The sequence below is a fragment of the Variovorax sp. Soil_C_39 genome, assembly GCF_057656815.1.
This window is the reverse complement of the sequence record NZ_JBDGJQ010000005.1, coordinates 1-16,610: the sequence shown is the minus strand read 5'-3', so window position 1 is coordinate 16,610 and position 16,610 is coordinate 1. Positions and strand designations below refer to the sequence as shown.

At 68.3% G+C, this 16,610-nt stretch carries 13 protein-coding genes; 10 read left to right on the top strand and 3 right to left on the bottom strand.

All coding sequences use genetic code 11. The features are described 5' to 3' along the window. Positions 1–49 precede the first annotated feature (49 nt). The 4 genes from metH to AC3A6J_RS14275 are packed head-to-tail and all read left to right on the top strand — an operon-like array spanning position 50 to position 5,982. Positions 50–2,764 carry a methionine synthase gene (metH, locus tag AC3A6J_RS14290; RefSeq protein WP_487861086.1) on the top strand — a complete coding sequence of 905 codons (2,715 nt, stop codon included), beginning with the start codon at positions 50–52 and terminating at the stop codon, positions 2,762–2,764. A 43-nt stretch (positions 2,765–2,807) separates the two neighbouring features. Beyond that, the gene (locus AC3A6J_RS14285; protein ID WP_487860620.1) at positions 2,808–4,619 is read left to right on the top strand and encodes an ArnT family glycosyltransferase; all 1,812 of its coding nucleotides are present in this window, start codon (positions 2,808–2,810) and stop codon (positions 4,617–4,619) included. After that, positions 4,616–5,587 carry a glycosyltransferase family 2 protein gene (locus AC3A6J_RS14280; protein ID WP_487860619.1) on the top strand — a complete coding sequence of 324 codons (972 nt, stop codon included), beginning with the start codon at positions 4,616–4,618 and terminating at the stop codon, positions 5,585–5,587. The genes AC3A6J_RS14285 and AC3A6J_RS14280 overlap by 4 nt, the downstream gene beginning before the upstream one ends. Continuing rightward, a complete protein-coding gene (locus tag AC3A6J_RS14275; protein WP_487860618.1) occupies positions 5,584–5,982 on the top strand; it encodes a GtrA family protein in 399 nt (132 codons plus the stop codon). Before AC3A6J_RS14280 ends, AC3A6J_RS14275 begins: the two co-directional genes overlap by 4 nt. Before the next feature lie 4 nt (positions 5,983–5,986). On the opposite strand, the gene AC3A6J_RS14270 is transcribed toward AC3A6J_RS14275, so the two are convergent. From AC3A6J_RS14270 to AC3A6J_RS14260, 3 genes are read right to left on the bottom strand one after another with little or no spacing between them, the layout of a single operon-like run. After that, entirely contained in the window at positions 5,987–7,186 is a 1,200-nt protein-coding gene (locus tag AC3A6J_RS14270) for an amidohydrolase family protein (RefSeq protein WP_487860617.1), read from the bottom strand. Beyond that, positions 7,132–7,908 (bottom strand): TetR/AcrR family transcriptional regulator, encoded by a 777-nt coding sequence (locus AC3A6J_RS14265; protein WP_487860616.1) that lies wholly within the window; start codon positions 7,906–7,908, stop codon positions 7,132–7,134. Before AC3A6J_RS14265 ends, AC3A6J_RS14270 begins: the two co-directional genes overlap by 55 nt. 20 nt (positions 7,909–7,928) lie before the next feature. Further along, complete coding sequence (locus tag AC3A6J_RS14260) at positions 7,929–8,702, bottom strand: ferredoxin--NADP reductase (RefSeq protein ID WP_487860615.1); 774 nt, start codon at positions 8,700–8,702, stop codon at positions 7,929–7,931. A 316-nt stretch (positions 8,703–9,018) separates the two neighbouring features. Between AC3A6J_RS14260 and AC3A6J_RS14255 the strand changes: the two genes are divergently transcribed. The 6 genes from AC3A6J_RS14255 (at position 9,019) to AC3A6J_RS14230 (ending at position 16,454) form a co-directional block, all read left to right on the top strand. Beyond that, complete coding sequence (locus AC3A6J_RS14255) at positions 9,019–10,644, top strand: 6-hydroxynicotinate reductase (RefSeq protein WP_487860614.1); 1,626 nt, start codon at positions 9,019–9,021, stop codon at positions 10,642–10,644. Positions 10,645–10,811: 167 nt separating this feature from the next. Beyond that, the gene (locus AC3A6J_RS14250; protein WP_487860613.1) at positions 10,812–11,726 is read left to right on the top strand and encodes a UPF0280 family protein; all 915 of its coding nucleotides are present in this window, start codon (positions 10,812–10,814) and stop codon (positions 11,724–11,726) included. 21 nt (positions 11,727–11,747) lie between these two features. After that, positions 11,748–12,389: an amino acid synthesis family protein gene (locus AC3A6J_RS14245; protein WP_487860612.1), complete on the top strand. Its 642-nt coding sequence runs from the start codon at positions 11,748–11,750 to the stop codon at positions 12,387–12,389. A 124-nt stretch (positions 12,390–12,513) separates the two neighbouring features. Next, positions 12,514–13,101: an amino acid synthesis family protein gene (locus AC3A6J_RS14240; protein WP_487860611.1), complete on the top strand. Its 588-nt coding sequence runs from the start codon at positions 12,514–12,516 to the stop codon at positions 13,099–13,101. 139 nt (positions 13,102–13,240) lie between these two features. Beyond that, positions 13,241–14,449 carry an ABC transporter substrate-binding protein gene (locus AC3A6J_RS14235; protein WP_487860610.1) on the top strand — a complete coding sequence of 403 codons (1,209 nt, stop codon included), beginning with the start codon at positions 13,241–13,243 and terminating at the stop codon, positions 14,447–14,449. An 82-nt stretch (positions 14,450–14,531) separates the two neighbouring features. After that, the gene (locus AC3A6J_RS14230) at positions 14,532–16,454 is read left to right on the top strand and encodes an ABC transporter permease (RefSeq protein ID WP_487860609.1); all 1,923 of its coding nucleotides are present in this window, start codon (positions 14,532–14,534) and stop codon (positions 16,452–16,454) included. Positions 16,455–16,610 lie beyond the last annotated feature (156 nt).

Sequence of the window (16,610 nt, the reverse complement as noted above, 5' to 3'; positions counted from 1 at the left end):
GCACAGGTGAGCCCCGATGAGTGATGTTTCCACGACCCCCGTTCCCGCGATGAAGCTGTCCGGCCTCGAGCCGGTGGCCATCGGTGCCGGCTCGCTGTTCGTCAACATCGGGGAGCGCACCAACGTCACCGGCTCGAAGGCCTTCGCGCGGATGATCCTGAACGGCCAGTTCGAAGAGGCGCTGGCCGTGGCGCGCCAGCAGGTCGAGAACGGCGCGCAGGTGATCGACATCAACATGGACGAAGCCATGCTCGACAGCAAGGCCGCGATGGTGCGCTTCCTGAACCTGATCGCGAGCGAGCCCGACATCGCGCGCGTGCCGGTGATGGTCGACAGCTCGAAGTGGGACGTCATCGAGGCGGGGCTGCGCTGCATCCAGGGCAAGGGCATCGTCAACTCCATCTCCATGAAGGAAGGCGTCGACAAGTTCAAGCACGAGGCCCGGCTCGTGCGGCGCTATGGCGCGGCGGCGGTGGTGATGGCCTTCGACGAGAAGGGCCAGGCCGACACCTTCGAGCGCAAAATCGAGATCTGCGAGCGCGCCTACCGCATCCTTGTGGACGAGGTGGACTTTCCGCCCGAGGACATCATCTTCGACCCGAACATCTTCGCGATCGCCACCGGCATCGAGGAGCACGACAACTACGCGGTCGACTTCATCAACGCGGTGCGCTGGATCAAGCAGAACCTGCCGGGCGCCAAGGTGTCGGGCGGCGTCTCCAACGTGAGCTTCAGCTTCCGCGGCAACGACCCGGTGCGCGAAGCGATCCACACCGTGTTTCTCTACCACGCGATCCAGGCCGGCATGGACATGGGCATCGTCAACGCCGGCATGGTCGGCGTGTACGACGACCTCGAGCCGACCTTGCGCGAGCGCGTGGAAGACGTGGTGCTGAACCGCCGTTCCGATGCGGGCGAGCGCCTGGTCGAAGTGGCCGAGACCGCCAAGAGCGGTGCCAAGGACGACAGCAAGAAGCTCGAATGGCGCGGCACGCCGGAGCATCCGGTGCACGTCAACCAGCGCCTGTCGCACGCCATGGTGCACGGCATCACCGACTTCATCGTCGAGGACACCGAAGAGGCCTACCAGCAGATCCTCGCCAAGGGCGGCCGGCCGCTGCACGTGATCGAAGGCCCGTTGATGGACGGCATGAACATCGTGGGCGACCTGTTCGGCCAGGGCAAGATGTTCCTGCCGCAGGTGGTGAAGTCGGCGCGCGTGATGAAGTCGGCCGTGGCCCACCTCATTCCCTACATCGAGGAAGAGAAGCGCCAGGACGAGGCCGCGGGCCGCGACGTGCGCACCAAGGGCAAGATCATCATCGCCACGGTGAAGGGCGACGTGCACGACATCGGCAAGAACATCGTCACCGTCGTGCTCCAGTGCAACAACTTCGAGGTGGTGAACATGGGCGTGATGGTCCCGTGCCACGAGATCCTGGCCCGGGCCAAGGTCGAGGGCGCGGACATCGTCGGCCTCTCGGGCCTGATCACGCCGAGCCTCGAGGAGATGCAGTACGTGGCCGGCGAGATGCAGAAGGACGACCATTTCCGCATCCGGAAGATCCCGCTCATGATCGGCGGCGCCACCACCAGCCGCGTGCACACGGCCGTGAAGATCGCACCGCACTACGAAGGCCCCGTGGTCTACGTGCCCGACGCCTCGCGCAGCGTGAGCGTGGCGCAGAGCCTGCTGTCGGATCAGGCGGCCGCCTACATCGGCGAGATCAACGCCGACTACGACAAGGTGCGGCTGCAGCACGCCAACAAGAAGCAGGTGCCGCTGTGGCCGCTCGCCAAGGCGCGCGCCAACAAGACGCCGATCGACTGGTCGAACTACGTGCCGCCGGTGCCCAAGTTCATCGGCCGGCGCGTGTTCAAGAACTTCGACCTGACCGAGCTCGCGAAGTACATCGACTGGGGCCCGTTCTTCCAGACCTGGGACCTGGCCGGGCCGTTCCCCGCGATCCTCAAGGACGAGGTCGTCGGCACCGAGGCCGTGCGCGTCTATGCCGACGGCCAGCGCATGCTCAAGCGACTGATCGAAGGGCGCTGGCTCACCGCAAGCGGCGTGGTGGGCTTCTGGCCCGCCAACACGGTGAACGACGACGACATCGCGCTCTATACCGACGAGACGCGCAGCGAAGTGGCGCTCACCTGGTACGGCATGCGCCAGCAGGCAGAGAAGCACGTGATCGACGGCGTGATGCGCCCGAGCCGCTGCCTGGCCGACTTCGTCGCGCCGAAGGACAGCGGCCTGGCGGACTACGTGGGCGTGTTCGCGGTCACCGCGGGCCTGGGCGTCGAGAAGAAGGAGAAGTACTTCACCGACGACCTCGACGACTACTCTGCCATCATGCTCAAGGCGCTGGCCGACCGGCTGGCCGAGGCCTTTGCCGAGGCGCTGCACCATCGCGCGCGCACCGACTTGTGGGGCTACGCGAGCGACGAGGCGCTCGGCAATGACGAGATGATCGCCGAGAAATACCGCGGCATCCGCCCCGCGCCCGGCTACCCAGCCTGCCCCGACCACAGCGTGAAGCGCCCGATGTTCGACCTTCTGGGTTGCGCGGACATTGGCATGACGCTCACCGAAAGCCTCGCTATGATGCCGGCCGCCAGCGTGAGCGGTTTCTACCTGAGCCACCCCGACGCCACGTACTTCAACGTCGGCAAGATCGGGCACGACCAGCTGCAGGACCAGGCCGCGCGGCGCAAGCAGAGCGAATCCGAACTCGAGCGCCTGCTGGCACCCAACCTTTGAACCCGCCGGCCGCCCGGCACCGGGAGTCGTTATTCAGAAGCTGATGTTTGCAGCCGCGCAGTACGCGGCATGGGCGGTCTTCGTGGTCGCCTGCTGGGGCGCGGGACGCGCGCTGCTTGCGCACCTGGCGCCGCCGCCCCGTCGCGATGCCTGGCTCGAGGCGGCCATGGCCGCGGCCCTCGGGGTCGGCTTCTTCATCTGCGCCTTCCAGCTGCTCGCGGTCTTCGGCCTGTTCAAGCCGCAGGCCACGGCGGCGCTGGTCGGCGCGGGCGTGCTGGCGGCGGCGCTGCAGGCAAGGCCCTGGTGGCGCGCGCTGCGGGTGCTGCGCGGCACTGCGGCCGTCGCCGCCCGGGCGCCCTGGGCGCGCAACGAGAAGATCGCCGCCATCGCGCTCGCGCTGGTGGCGCTGCCATCGATCGTCGCGCCGCTCGCGCCACCGGCCGCGTTCGACGAGCTCATGTACCACCTGCCCTATGCGCGCCTGGTGGCCGAGCAGGGCAGCCTCGGCATCCACGAGTGGCTGCGCTACCCCTGGTTCCCGTACAACTACAACCTGCTCTATGCGGCCGCGCTGCAACTCGGCGACGACGTGCTGCCGCACCTGCTCAACGGACTGGCCGGCGCGCTCTCGGTGCTGATGGTCTTTCGCCTCGGGATGCTGCATGCGAACCGGCTCACCGCCTGCATCGGCGCCGCGATCTGGCTCGGCATCGGCGACTATTCGAATGCGCTCATCGACATGGGCGTGGCGCTCTTCGTGCTCACGGCCTGCGTGGCGCTGTGGTGGTGGCGCGAGTCCGAGCCGGTGGCGGGCGGCATGCGCTGGCTCGGCGTGGCGGCCTTCGCGCTCGGCGTGGCTGCGGGTTCCAAGTACCAGGCGCTGACCTTCCTGCCGCTGGTGGCGCTGTTCGTCGTGTGGCACGAGCGGCGGCCCAAGGCCTGGGCGCTGGCGCTGGCCTGCTTCCTCGTGCCCTGCATCTATTGGTATGCCCGCAATGCCGTGATGACCGGCGACCCGTTCAACCCGATCGGCGCCCGCGTGTTCGGCTTCACCGACTGGATCCCGGCCGACTACGTGCAGCAAGTCGCCGATGTGCGCGACCATGCCGCGCGGCCCAACCTGCTGATCTGGGCCGTGTTCCTCGCGCCCTTCGGCCTGCTCTGGAAGCGCTCGCCCGCGCTGCGCGCCGCCGGCTGGTTCAGCTTCTATTCGGTGGCCGTCTGGCTCATCACTTCGCGCTATCCGCGCTACCTCACGGCCTCGTACCCGCTGATCGCGCTGACGGCGGCCATCGGCTGGCAGGTGCTGTTCGGCTGGATCGCCAAGGGCCTGGGCCGCATGTTCGGCCGCCGCGGGCTGCCGGGCGGCGCCGCTGCGGCGGTGGTGTCGCCGGGGCGCTTCGGCCTCGCGGCCGACTGGGCCGCCGTGCTGCTGCTGGCCGCGCTGGCCGCGGTGTCGATGCGCCAGACCGCCGAGAAGATCGCGATGATCTCGCCCACACAAGAGACGCGCGAAGCCTTCCTGCGGCAGAACGTGCCCGGCTACGGCGCCATGGACTACCTGCGCCGGCATGCCGACGGGCGCGTCTACCAGATCGCGCTCAACGAGGCGATTTACTACGGGCCGAATCCGATCTGGGGCGACACGCTCGGCCCCTGGCGCTACCGCGACTTTTTGCTGCTGCCGCCGGGCGACATGGCGCGCAAGCTCGCCGGCCTGGGCTTTACCGCCATCGTCATGCCGACCTCGTTGGTGCCCACGCTCGCCACCCGGCCCGGCTTCGACGCGCACTTCACCCTGCTGTACGAACAGGACGGCGGCCGGGCGTACCGTATCCTCTCGAGCGCACCATGAACGAGCCCCAGACGCCAGCCACCGCCCCGATGCGCATCGCCGCGGTCATCCCCTGCTACAACGAGGCGCTTTCCATCGCGCAGGTGATCGCCGAGTTCCGCGCGGCGCTGCCCGAGGCCGAGATCCACGTCTTCGACAACAACTCGACCGACGACACCGGCGCCATCGCGCGCGCGAACGGCGCCTGGGTCACGCACGTGGCCGCGCCCGGCAAGGGCAACGTGGTGCGCCGCATGTTCGCCGACGTCGAGGCCGACGTCTACGTCACGGTCGACGGCGACGCCACCTACGACGTGGCCAGCGCGCGGCGGCTGGTCGATGCGCTGGTGGAGGGCAACCTCGACATGGTGGTGGGCAGCCGCGTCGACGATGGCCAGAACGCGCTCACCTACCGCACCGGCCACCGCTTCGGCAACCGGCTTCTGACCGGCGCCGTCGCGCAGCTCTTCGGCGGCGGCCTGACCGACATGCTCTCGGGCTACCGCGTGTTCTCGCGCCGCTACGTGAAGTCGTTCCCCGCGCTGTCGCAGGGCTTCGAGATCGAGACCGAACTCACCGTGCATGCGCTCGAACTGCGCATGCCCTATGCCGAGATCGCGACCGCCTACACCACGCGCCCCGAGGGCTCGCACAGCAAGCTCTCGACCTACCGCGACGGCTGGCGCATCCTCAGGACCATCTGCAAGCTGTTCATCAGCGAGCGGCCGCTGCAGTTCTTCTCGATCTTCGCGGCGGTGCTGGGCATCGGCGCGATCGCGCTGGCGATCCCGCTCCTCATCACTTACATGCACACCGGCCTGGTGCCGCGCCTGCCCACCGCGGTGCTCGCGACCGGCGCCATGCTCGCGGCCATGCTGTCGATGGTGTGCGGCGTGGTGATGCACGCGATCCGGCTCGCGCGCCGCGAAACCAAGCGGCTGCGCTACCTCGGGGTGCCGGGCGTCGGGCTGTTCCGCCGCGGGGCATGAAACCCGGCCGCGAGTTCCTGCTGTTCGCCGCGGTCGGCGCAGCGGGTTTCGTGGTCGACGTGGCGGTGCTGTACCTCGCCGCGCCCTGGCTCGGCTGGTACGGCGCGCGCGTGGTGTCGTTCTGGGCGGCGGCCACCGCGACCTGGGCGCTGAACCGGCGCTACACCTTCGCGGCGCGGCCGTCGGGCAGCTCGCTCGTGCGCGAATACCTCGGCTATCTCGTCACCATGCTCGGCGGCGCGGCCGTGAACTACGGCGCCTACGTGGGGGTGCTGCATGCCTTCGAAGGCCGCTGGGTGCCGGCGCTCGGCGTCGCGGCCGGCAGTTGCGCGGGGCTCGTGGTCAATTTCGTGGCCGCGCGGCAACTCGTCTTCAAGGCGCGCCGCCGGCCCTAGCCGCTCAGTGCGCGCCCGAGACCACCACCGGGATCTCGGTCGCGGGCGGCGTGTTGCGGCTGCGGCCGCAGCGCACGATGCCGTCGATCATCACCATGCCCACGCCCGGGATGTCGCCGAGCTGCACGCTCTCGAGCAGGCCCGGCGCGGGCGAATGCTGGGCCCGGTCCATGAACACGAAGTCGGCATCGCGGCCCACTTCGACGAGGCCGCAGTTGAGCTTGCGGATCTTCGCGGTGTTGCCGGTGGCGAAGCAGAACACCAGCTCGGCCGGGATGTTCGCGATCGAAGACAGCATCGCAATCATGCGCAGGATGCCCAGTGGCTGCACGCCCGAGCCCGCGGGCCCGTCGGTGCCGAGGATCACGCGGTGCGGGCACTTGAGCTCGAGCGCCGCCCGGGCCGCCGCGATGGCCACCTTCTCGTTGCCGTTGTGCACGATCTCGATCGCGCGCGAGCTCTTCTCGCACAGCTCGCACACGTGCGCCTCGGGCAGCGAGGTGTGGCCGCCGTTGATGTGGCCGATCACGTCGGCGTCGGCCTCGAGCACCACGTCCTTGTCGATCAGGCCCGAGCCCGGAATCGAGGGCCCGCCCGTGTGGATCGTGCTCTGGATGCCGTACTTGCGCGCCCAGGCGACCATCTCCTTGGCCTCGTAGCCGGCCTTGACCGAGCCCAGGCCGACTTCGCCGAGCAGGCTCACGCCGGCTTCGGCGAGTTCCTTGAAATCGCTCTCGACCATGCCCTTCTCGATCACCGGTGCGCCGGCCAGCACCTTCACGCCGCCGGGACGGAAGTTGTCGAACGCACGCTGTGCAGTGATGGCCAGCGCCTTCAGGCCCACGATGTCCTTCGGCCGGCCCGGCAGGTGCACTTCGCCGGCCGAGATCATGGTGGTCACGCCGCCGTGCATGGTCGAGTCGATCCAGCCGATCTGTCCCTGGCGCGGCGTCCAGTCGCCGAAGACCGGATGCACGTGGCTGTCGATCAGGCCCGGCGCGACGCAGGTCTTCTTCGCGTCGATGACCGTCTTCGCGCCTTCGAGGTCGCAGTCCTTCTGCTTGCCGACCGCGACGATCAGGCCGTCGTTCACCACGATGGTGTCGGCGTCGAGGATGGGCCGGTCGATGTCGCCCGACAGCAGGAGCCCTATGTTCTGGATGACGACCTTGCCCGACTTGCCGCCGGTTGCGATTTCTGCCATGGGGTTTTGTCCTCGTCGTGGGGTGGAGTGATGTTGTTGGGGGCCTGGGCTTCGTCGGCCCGCACGGTGCGCAGCAGCGTCTCGATCACGAACGCTTCCCAGTGAGCGATCGCCTCGGGCGACTCCAGCGGCTCGCCGAGAAAGGCCGTGAGCGTGTGCCGGTTCGAGGTGTAGAAGTAGCCGGTCGAGGCGATCAGCAGATAGATGTCGCGCGCCACCAGGTCGCGGCGGAACAGCCCCTGCGCCGCGCCGCTCGCAAGGATCTCGGCAAGGATCGACACCGCGCGTGACGAATACTCGCGCGCCCGCAGCGACTTCGAGATGTGCCGGCCCTTGTGCAGGTTCTCGGTGTTGAGCAGCGTCACGAACTCGGGATTCCTGCGGTAGTAGCCGAGCACGAAGCGGATCACTTCGGTCAGCGCCTCGACTGGCCGCGAGGCATCGAGCGCGATCGCGGCCTCCGCATCGTCCATGCGCTGGTAGATGCCTTCGAGCACCGCGATGAACAGGCCTTCCTTGCTGCCGAAGTAGTAATAGATCATGCGGTCGTACGACTTCGCGGCCTTGGAGATCTTCTCCACGCTGCCGCCGTCGTAGCCGTATTTCGCGAAGACCTTGGTCGCCGCCTTCAGGATGCTGTCGCGCGTGGCCTGCGCCGCGGCCTCGCGCACGCCGGTGCGGCGCTGGGGCTTGGCGGCTGCGGTGCTGCGGCTGTCGGCCATCGTTCGCGCGGCGGACCTGGCTACTTCTCGGCGAAGGCGCGCTCTACGACGAAGTCGCCCGGCGTGGAGGTGTTGCCTTCCTTGAAGCCGCGCTTCTCGAGGATGTGCTTCAGGTCGACCAGCAAGCCGGGGCTGCCGCAGAGCATGACGCGGTCTTCCACCGGATTGATCGCGGGCAGGCCGAGGTCGTCGGTGAGCTTGTTGGTCTCGATCAGGTCGGTGATGCGGCCCTGGTTGCGGAACTCCTCGCGGGTGACCGTGGGGTAGTAGAGCAGCTGCTTTTCGATCATCTCGCCCAGGAACTCGTGCTTGGGCAGGTGGTCGGTGACGAGGTCGTGGTAGGCCAGCTCGTCGACCTGGCGCACGCCGTGCACCAGGATGACCTGTTCGAACTTTTCGTAGGTCTCGGGGTCTCGGATCACGCTCATGAACGGTGCGAGGCCGGTGCCCGTGCCGAACAGGTAGAGGCGCTTGCCCGGCAGCGTGTAGTCGATCAGCAGCGTGCCGGTCGGCTTGCGCCCGACGATGATGGTGTCGCCGACCTGGATGTGCTGCAGCTTCGAAGTGAGCGGGCCCTCTTCGACCTTGATGCTCAGGAACTCGAGGTGTTCCTCGTAGTTGGGGCTCACGATGCTGTAGGCACGCAGCAGGGGCTTGCCGTTGACCTTCAGCCCGATCATCGTGAAATGGCCGTTCGAAAAACGCAGCGCCGGGTCGCGCGTGGTGGTGAAGGTGAACAGGCGGTCGGTCCAGTGGTGGACGCTCAGGACGCGTTCTTCGCTGAATGCACTCATACGGAACTCAAGAGTTGTTGGGTTGTGGACAGTGAGGATGGCTGAGCCGGAATGCACCTTGAAGGGGCGGCAAGCCCCGGCCGGCTGCGAACCCTCCATTGTCGTTGGTCGGAAAAACCCCGATGAACACCGCGAGAAAACACCATTGCAAGCACCGGGCCCGTTTGCTACATTGGTCTCGAATGTAGTGAACGCAACATGAAAGTGTAGGGAATGCTACACAAACGGCAGGCGGCGCACAAGCGGGCAGACGGCACGTTTGTTGCAAACCCCACCGGACCTGCTGCCTCCGCACACTGCCCACGAGATCGCCCCGATGACCGAACACACCAAGACAGACGGACTGCCCGGCATGGACATGCCGGTGGCCTTCGAAGCCGGCGCCAGCGCCTTCGGCAAGGCCCCGCCGCGCAACGAGAAGATGAGCACCGCCAAGGTCGAGTGCAACGCCTGCCCGGTGCTGTGCCAGATCTCCGAGGGCCGCACCGGCGCCTGCGACCGCTATGCCAACCGCGAGGGCGTGCTGGTGCGCGTCGACCCCGTGGTGCTGCTGCGCCGCGAGCTCGCCGCCGAGACGCCCGCGCTGGTGCCCTTCGACCGGCCCGGCGCCACGGCCGCCGAGGGCGCCGAGGCCGGCGCTCCCGACTGGAACGGCGACCTGCTGCATGCCGACCAGGTCTTCGTGACCGGCGTGGGCTCGTCCACCACCTATCCCGACTACAAGCCCGCGCCCTTCATCGTGGCCTCGAAGGCCGAGGGCGTCGACATGGTCACGGTCGTCACCGAAGGCATCTTCAGCTACTGCAGCTTCAAGGTGAAGATCGACACCGACCGCTTCCTCGGTCCCGAGCAGGCCAATGTGCGCTACCGCGGCGAAGTCGTGGGCCATGTCACCACCGCCGAATACGGCTCGCAGATGCTGTCGCTCGGCGGCGTGCACCACCTCACGGGCGGCAGCAAGAAAGAGGGCCGCATGACGGTCGAGCTGATGCAGCTGCTCGGCAACAAGAAGGCGGTGGAGTGCACCATCGACGGCGGCTCCACGCTCGTGGTCCAGGCCGGCCGCGCGCCCATCGTCAACGGCGTCGAGGAGCAGCGCATGCGCGTGGGCTGCGGCTCGGCCGCGGTCGGCATCTTCGCGCGCCAGTTCGCGGGCGTGGCCGACGAGGTGGTGGTGGTCGACGACCACATCACCGGCGTGCTGACCGAGCACCAGGCCGGGCGCTGCCTCGACATGCCGCCTTCGGGCATCCAGATGCTGGGGCGCAAGTCTACGCCGGGGCGCTACTTCCAGGTCGCGAACCCGGGCAACGGCTGGGGCGGCACCGACATCGCCGACCCGCTGGCCATCATCGAGGGCTGGGAGGAGGGCGTGGCGCGCCCCGGCCTGCGCCTGTTGATGACATCGACCACCGGCGAGCATGCGCAGTGGTACGTGCTCGACGATGCGCTCAAGCCCGTCGAGCAGCCGATGCCGCCCGACGTACGCCGCATCGTCGAGCGCATCGGCGAGAACTGCGAACCATCGCTGTGCACGGTGCTGTTCCTCGGTGGTGCGGGCGGCAGCTTGCGCGCCGGCGTGACCGAGAACCCGGTGCTGCTCACGCGGGCGATCAAGCGCGCGCTCGTCAACGTGACCTGCGGCGGCGCCCCGGCCTATGTGTGGCCCGGCGGCGGCATCACGGTGATGGCCGACGTCATGCGCATGCCCGACAACAGCTTCGGCACCGTGCCCACGCCGGCCATCGTGGCGCCGATCGAGTTCAGCATGCGGCGCGCCGACTACGAGGCGCTCGGCGGTCACGTGGCGCACATCTTCCCACTCGAGCAGGCGCTCGCGCGTGGCGCATGGCAAGAGGACGGCGCGCCGCTCGCACGCCAGTGGCTCGCGATGGACGCGGCCAATCCGTGGCCGCTCGGCCACGCGCCGATGCTGGGGTGAAGCATGTCCACCTCGACGTGCGCCGCGGCTGTTGCTCCTTCCCCCGCTGGGGGAAGGTTGGGATGGGGGCGGGCAGAGCGCCCGATGGATGCGCCGCGAGCCCCCACCCCGGCCCTCCCCCGGAAGGGGAGGGAGGAATACCGCGCCGCTCAGGCGCGTCTGTTGCCATGAGCGCCCAACGCACCGCGCTGGACGAGCGCCGCTGGCATTTCCAGCACGGCCCGATCGACATCGTGGTCGAGGCGCACGGCGATCCGTACGCCGTCGCCGCCGCGCACGACGCGGCATGGGCGCGCTTCGTCCATGTGCTCGACGAACTGGTGCGCGAGCTGCCGCTGCTGCGCCTGCCCGCGAGCGACAACAGACGACCGCGTGGCGCCGTCGCGGCGCGCATGTGGCAGGCCTGCGCCGCGTTCTCGCCGATGTTCCTCACGCCGATGGCGGCCGTGGCAGGCTCGGTGGCGCAGGAGCTGGTTGCCTTCTACGAACGCCCCGGCATCGAGCGCGCCTGGATCAACAACGGCGGCGACATCGCGCTGTACCTTGCGCCGGGCCAGTCGGCACGCGTGGGCGTGTATGCCGACCTGGCGCGCTTCGACTGGCGCAGCCACGCGCGCGAAGGCGGCCTCCTCACCACCGACGGGCAGTTCGAGATCCGCGCCGCCCAGCCCGTGCGCGGCGTGGCCACGAGCGGCTGGCGCGGCCGCAGCTTCTCGCTCGGCATCGCCGACAGCGTGACCGTGCTCGCCGCCACCGCCGCCCAGGCCGATGCCGCGGCCACGGTGATCGCCAATGCGGTCGACGTGGACGATGCCGCGGTCGTGCGCCGGCCCGCCAACGAATGCAAGGACGACAGCGACCTGGGCGATTTCCTGGTCACGGTCGACGTGCCGGCGCTCGCGCCCGCGCAGGTGCGGCGTGCGCTCGACGCCGGCGCCGTGTGCGCGCAGGCGCTGCAGAAAAGCGGCCTGGCCTGGGCCGCCCTGCTCGTTTGCCAGGGGCAGTTTCGAGTCGTCGAGCCCTTATGCTCCAAGTCGCTGCCCGCTGCGCAGGCCGATGCAGTTGGTTCAGTATTTGCTTAACGAAAAGCAAGGTTCTTTCCCATGATCGATATACGCCGCGTCTTCACCCAGGTCGAGCACATCCACCACGAGTTCGGCCCGCGCGCCGAGACGCCACTGGTGCGCGGTGCCATCGGCGCGGTGCTGACCAATCCGTTCGCCGGCCGCTACGAGCCCGACATCCTGCCGATGATGGCGCTGCTCGATCCCGTGGGCGTCGACATGGCGCACCGGCTGCATGCGGCCATGGACGTGCCGCTCGCACAGATCGCCACCTACGGCAAGGGCGCCATCGTTGGCGCAGCGGGCGAGCTCGAGCATGGCGCGCTCTGGCACGTGCCCGGGGGCTATGCGATGCGCGAGCTGCTCGGCTGGAAGGGCGACCGCGCCGCCTACACCGCGGGCAAGGGCGAGGCCAAGACCGGCCAGCCCGGCAATGCGCTGTCGATCGTGCCCTCGACCAAGAAGGTCGGCCCGCCGGGCGCCGCGCTCGACGTGCCGCTCACCAACATCAATGCGAGCTACGTGCGCGGCCAGTTCGATGCCATCGAGGTGCGCGTGCCCGGCGCGCCGGCCGCCGACGAGATCGTCTTCATCCTCGCGATGAGCACCGGCTACCGCGTGCATGCGCGCGTGGGCGGGCTGCTGGCCGAGAACATCAGCAAGTGGGACGGCCTGAGATGAAGTACTCCCCCAAGCTTGCCCACTTCGTGTGGCCGCCAACCCCCTCGCCGGGGGCAACACCAGCGGCCCGGCAAAGCCGGTTCCGCGGTGTTCCCGCATTTCAGAGACAAGGAATCAAGAGAGCATGACCACAGCCAACATCCGCAAGCTCGTCATTCAAGTCGACGAAACCCGCAAGGAAATGGGCCGCGAGATCACGCCGCCCACGCGCCGCGCCGTCGCCATCGCGGTGATCGAGAACCCCTACGCAGGGCGCTACAGCGAGAACCTCGACGAACTCATCGCGATCGGCGAGGAGCTCGGCGCGCTGCTCGGCCAGAAGGCCGTGAAAGCGCTCGGCATCGAGCCGGGCCAGGTCCAGAGCTACGGCAAGGCTGCCATCGTCGGCGAAGGCGGCGAGCTCGAGCATGCGGCGGCGATCCTGCATCCCAAGCTCGGCGCGCCGCTGCGCGTGGCGGTCGAGAAGGGCGCGGCGCTCGTGCCCTCGGCCAAGAAGCGCGGCACGCTCGGCACCGCCATCGACGTACCGCTCGGCCACAAGGACGCGGCCTTCGTGCGCAGCCATTTCGACGCCGTCGAGGCGCGCGTGTCCGACGCGCCGCGCGCCGGCGAGATCGTGGTCGCCGTGGCCGTCACCGACAGCGGCCGGCCGCTGCCGCGCATCGGCGGCCTTCAAGCGAGCGAGATCAAGGGCGAAGACGGGTTGAGATGAGTACTCCCCCAGTCTTCGCGCACTTCGTGTCGCTTCGCCAACCCCCTCACCGGGGGCAACACCAGCGGCCCGGCAAAGCCGGTTCCGCGGTGTTCCCCGTAAAGACCTCGTTTTTCTTGTCCCTTCCAGGAGCTTCCCGATGAACCCACTGCGCCATGTCTTCTGCGCCGCTTCCGCCCTCACGCTGGCGACGGCGGCCCTCGTTCCTGCGCACGCCCAGGGCGTGATCAAGATCGGCGAGATCAACAGCTACAAGGCGCAGCCCGCCTTCCTCGAGCCCTACAAGAAGGGCATGGAACTCGCGGTGGACGAGATCAATGCCAAGGGCGGCGTCAACGGAAAGAAGATCGAACTCATCAGCCGCGACGACAACGCCAACCCCGGCGACGCGGTGCGCGTGGCCGAGGAGCTGGTCTCGCGCGAGAAGGTCGACGTGCTCGCGGGCGCCTTCCTCTCGAACACCGGCCTGGCGCTGACCGACTTCGCGAAGCAGAAGAAGTTCTTCTACCTGGCCGCCGAGCCGCTGACCGACAAGATCGTCTGGGCCAACGGCAACAAGTACACCTACCGCCTGCGCCCCTCGACCTACATGCAGGTCGCGATGCTGGTGCCCGAGGCCGCCAAGCTCAAGAAGAAGCGCTGGGCGGTCGTGTACCCCAACTACGAATACGGCCAGTCGTCGGTCGCCACCTTCAAGACGCTGCTGAAGGCCGCGCAGCCCGACGTCGAGTTCGTGGCCGAGCAGGCGCCGCCGCTCGGCAAGGTCGATTCGGGCAGCGTGGTGCAGGCGCTGGCCGACGCCAAGCCCGACGCGATCTTCAACGTGCTGTTCGGTGCCGACCTGTCGAAGTTCGTGCGCGAAGGCAACACGCGCGGCCTGTTCAAGGGCCGCGAGGTAGTGAGCGTGCTGACCGGCGAGCCCGAGTACCTCGACCCGCTCAAGGACGAGGCGCCCAACGGCTGGATCGTGACCGGCTACCCGTGGAACGGCATCAAGACGCCCGAGCACAAGGCCTTTCTCGATGCCTACCAGGCCAAGTTCAAGGACTATCCGCGCCTGGGCTCGGTGGTCGGCTACAGCGCCATCTACTCGATCGCCGAAGGCGTCAAGAAGGCCGGCGGCACCGACACCGAGAAGCTCGTCGCGGCCTTCAAGGGCCTGCAGGTCGACACACCCTTCGGCAAGATCAGCTATCGCGCGCAGGACAACCAGTCGACCATGGGCGCGTATGTCGGCAAGACGAAGAACGAAGGCGGCAAGGGCGTGATGGTCGACTACGTCTACCTCGACGGCGCCAAGTTCCAGCCGACCGACGACGAAGTCAAGAAGATGCGCCCCGCAGACTGACTGCGCGGCTCCTGCACCGCGTCCGCGGCCCTTCTTGCATGAAGGCGCGGAGGCGGATGTCTCCCGTTTCCTCAGGGTCCTTATGAGTTTTTCAGGCTTCGTTGTTCAGTTGCTCAACGGGTTGGCCGGCGCGTCCTCGCTCTTTCTCGTGGCCGCCGGCCTTTCGCTGATCTTCGGCGTGACGCGCATCGTCAATTTCGCCCATGGCTCGTTCTTCATGGTGGGCATCTACATCGCGTACACGCTGGTCGACAAGCTGGGCTCGAGCCTGGGCTTCTGGCCCGCGCTGCTGGTCGCGGCGCTCGCGGTCGGCGTGCTAGGCGCGCTGATCGAGGTGCTGCTGCTGCGCCGCATATACAAGGCGCCCGAGCTGTTCCAGTTGCTCGCCACCTTCGCGCTCGTGCTGGTCATCAAGGACGCGGTGCTGTGGCTCTGGGGGCCCGACGAACTGCTGGGGCCGCGTGCGCCGGGCCTCAAGGGCTCGGTCGAGATCCTCGGGCGGCAGTTTCCGTCGTACGACCTGTTCCTGATCGTGGTCGGGCCGGTGGTGCTCGGGCTGGTGTGGCTGCTGCTCACGCGCACCCGCTTCGGCACGCTGGTGCGCGCCGCCACGCAGGACCGCGAGATGGTCAGCGCACTCGGCGTGAACCAGGCCTGGCTCTTCACCGCGGTGTTCGCGCTCGGCGCGCTGCTCGCGGGGCTGGGCGGTGCACTGCAGTTGCCGCGCGAACCCGCGACGCTCGAGATGGACCTCAACACCATCGGCGCGGCCTTCGTGGTGGTGGTGGTCGGCGGCATGGGGTCGCTGCCCGGCGCCTACGTGGCTGCATTGCTCATCGCCGAGATCAAGGCGGTGTGCATCTGGCTCGGCGTGGTGGAGATCTTCGGCGTCGACGTGTCGTTTTCGAAGCTCACGCTGATGGTCGACTTCCTCGTGATGGCCGCCGTGCTGGTGTGGCGCCCGTGGGGCCTGTTCGGCCGCGCGCAGGCACCGAGCCGCTACGTCGGCATGCAGGAGGAGCCGCTGCGCCGCCCCGGCAACGCCTACATGGCGGGCGCTGCCGTGCTCGCGCTGCTGCTCGCGGGGCTGCCGCTGCTCACGGCCGATTCGCCCTACACGCTGGTGCTCATGATCGACCTGATGATCGCGGCGCTGTTCGCGACCAGCCTGCACTTCATCATGGGCCCGGCCGGCATGCATTCGTTCGGGCATGCGGCGTACTTCGGCCTCGGTGCCTACGGTGCGGCGCTGCTCGCGCGCTCGCTGAACCTGCCGATGGAACTCACGCTCGTGGTCGCACCGCTCGTGGCCGCGCTCGGCGCCTTTGTCTACGGCTGGTTCGCGGTGCGGCTGTCGGGCGTGTACCTGGCCATGCTCACGCTCGCCTTCGCGCAGATCACCTGGGCCATCACCTACCAGTGGGACAGCTTCACGGGCGGCAGCAACGGCCTCACCGGCGTGTGGCCATCCGACTGGCTGTCGGACAAGCGGGCCTATTACTGGCTCACGCTGGTGCTGGTAGGTGCGGGCGTGTGGTGGTTGCGGCGCGTGCTGTATTCGCCGTTCGGCTATGCGCTGCGCGCGGGCCGCGACTCGGTGCTGCGCGCGGACGCGATCGGCATCGACGTCAAGCGCATGCAGTGGGCCGCCTTCGTCATCGCGGGTGCGGTGGCGGGGCTCGCCGGTGCGCTGTTCGCGTTCTCGAAGGGCAGCATCTCGCCCGAGACGCTCGGGGTGGGCCGCTCGGTCGACGGTCTCGTGATGGTGCTGCTCGGCGGCATCCAGACGCTCGCGGGGCCGGTGGTCGGTGCCGTCACCTTCACCTGGCTGCACGACACTGTGGCGCGCAACACGGACTACTGGCGCGCGATGCTCGGGGCGATCATCCTGCTCTTGGTGCTGTTGTTTCCGCAGGGGATTGCGGGGGCGATCAGGCAGTTGTGGGGGCGTTTTTCTTCTTCTTCGCGTGAGGCGGAGGGGCGGACGGGGGAGGTGCGGACGTGAGGGGTTCTTTTGGGTTTCGGGGCCGGGTTTCGCCCCGGCGGGCGAGCTACTTTCTTTTGCTTCGCCAAAAGAAAGTAGCCAAAGAAAAGGCGACCCCGCTGTCTGCGACCCCTTCGCTGCGCTACGGGGCAACCTGCGGTGCTCGCGTTTCGCGGG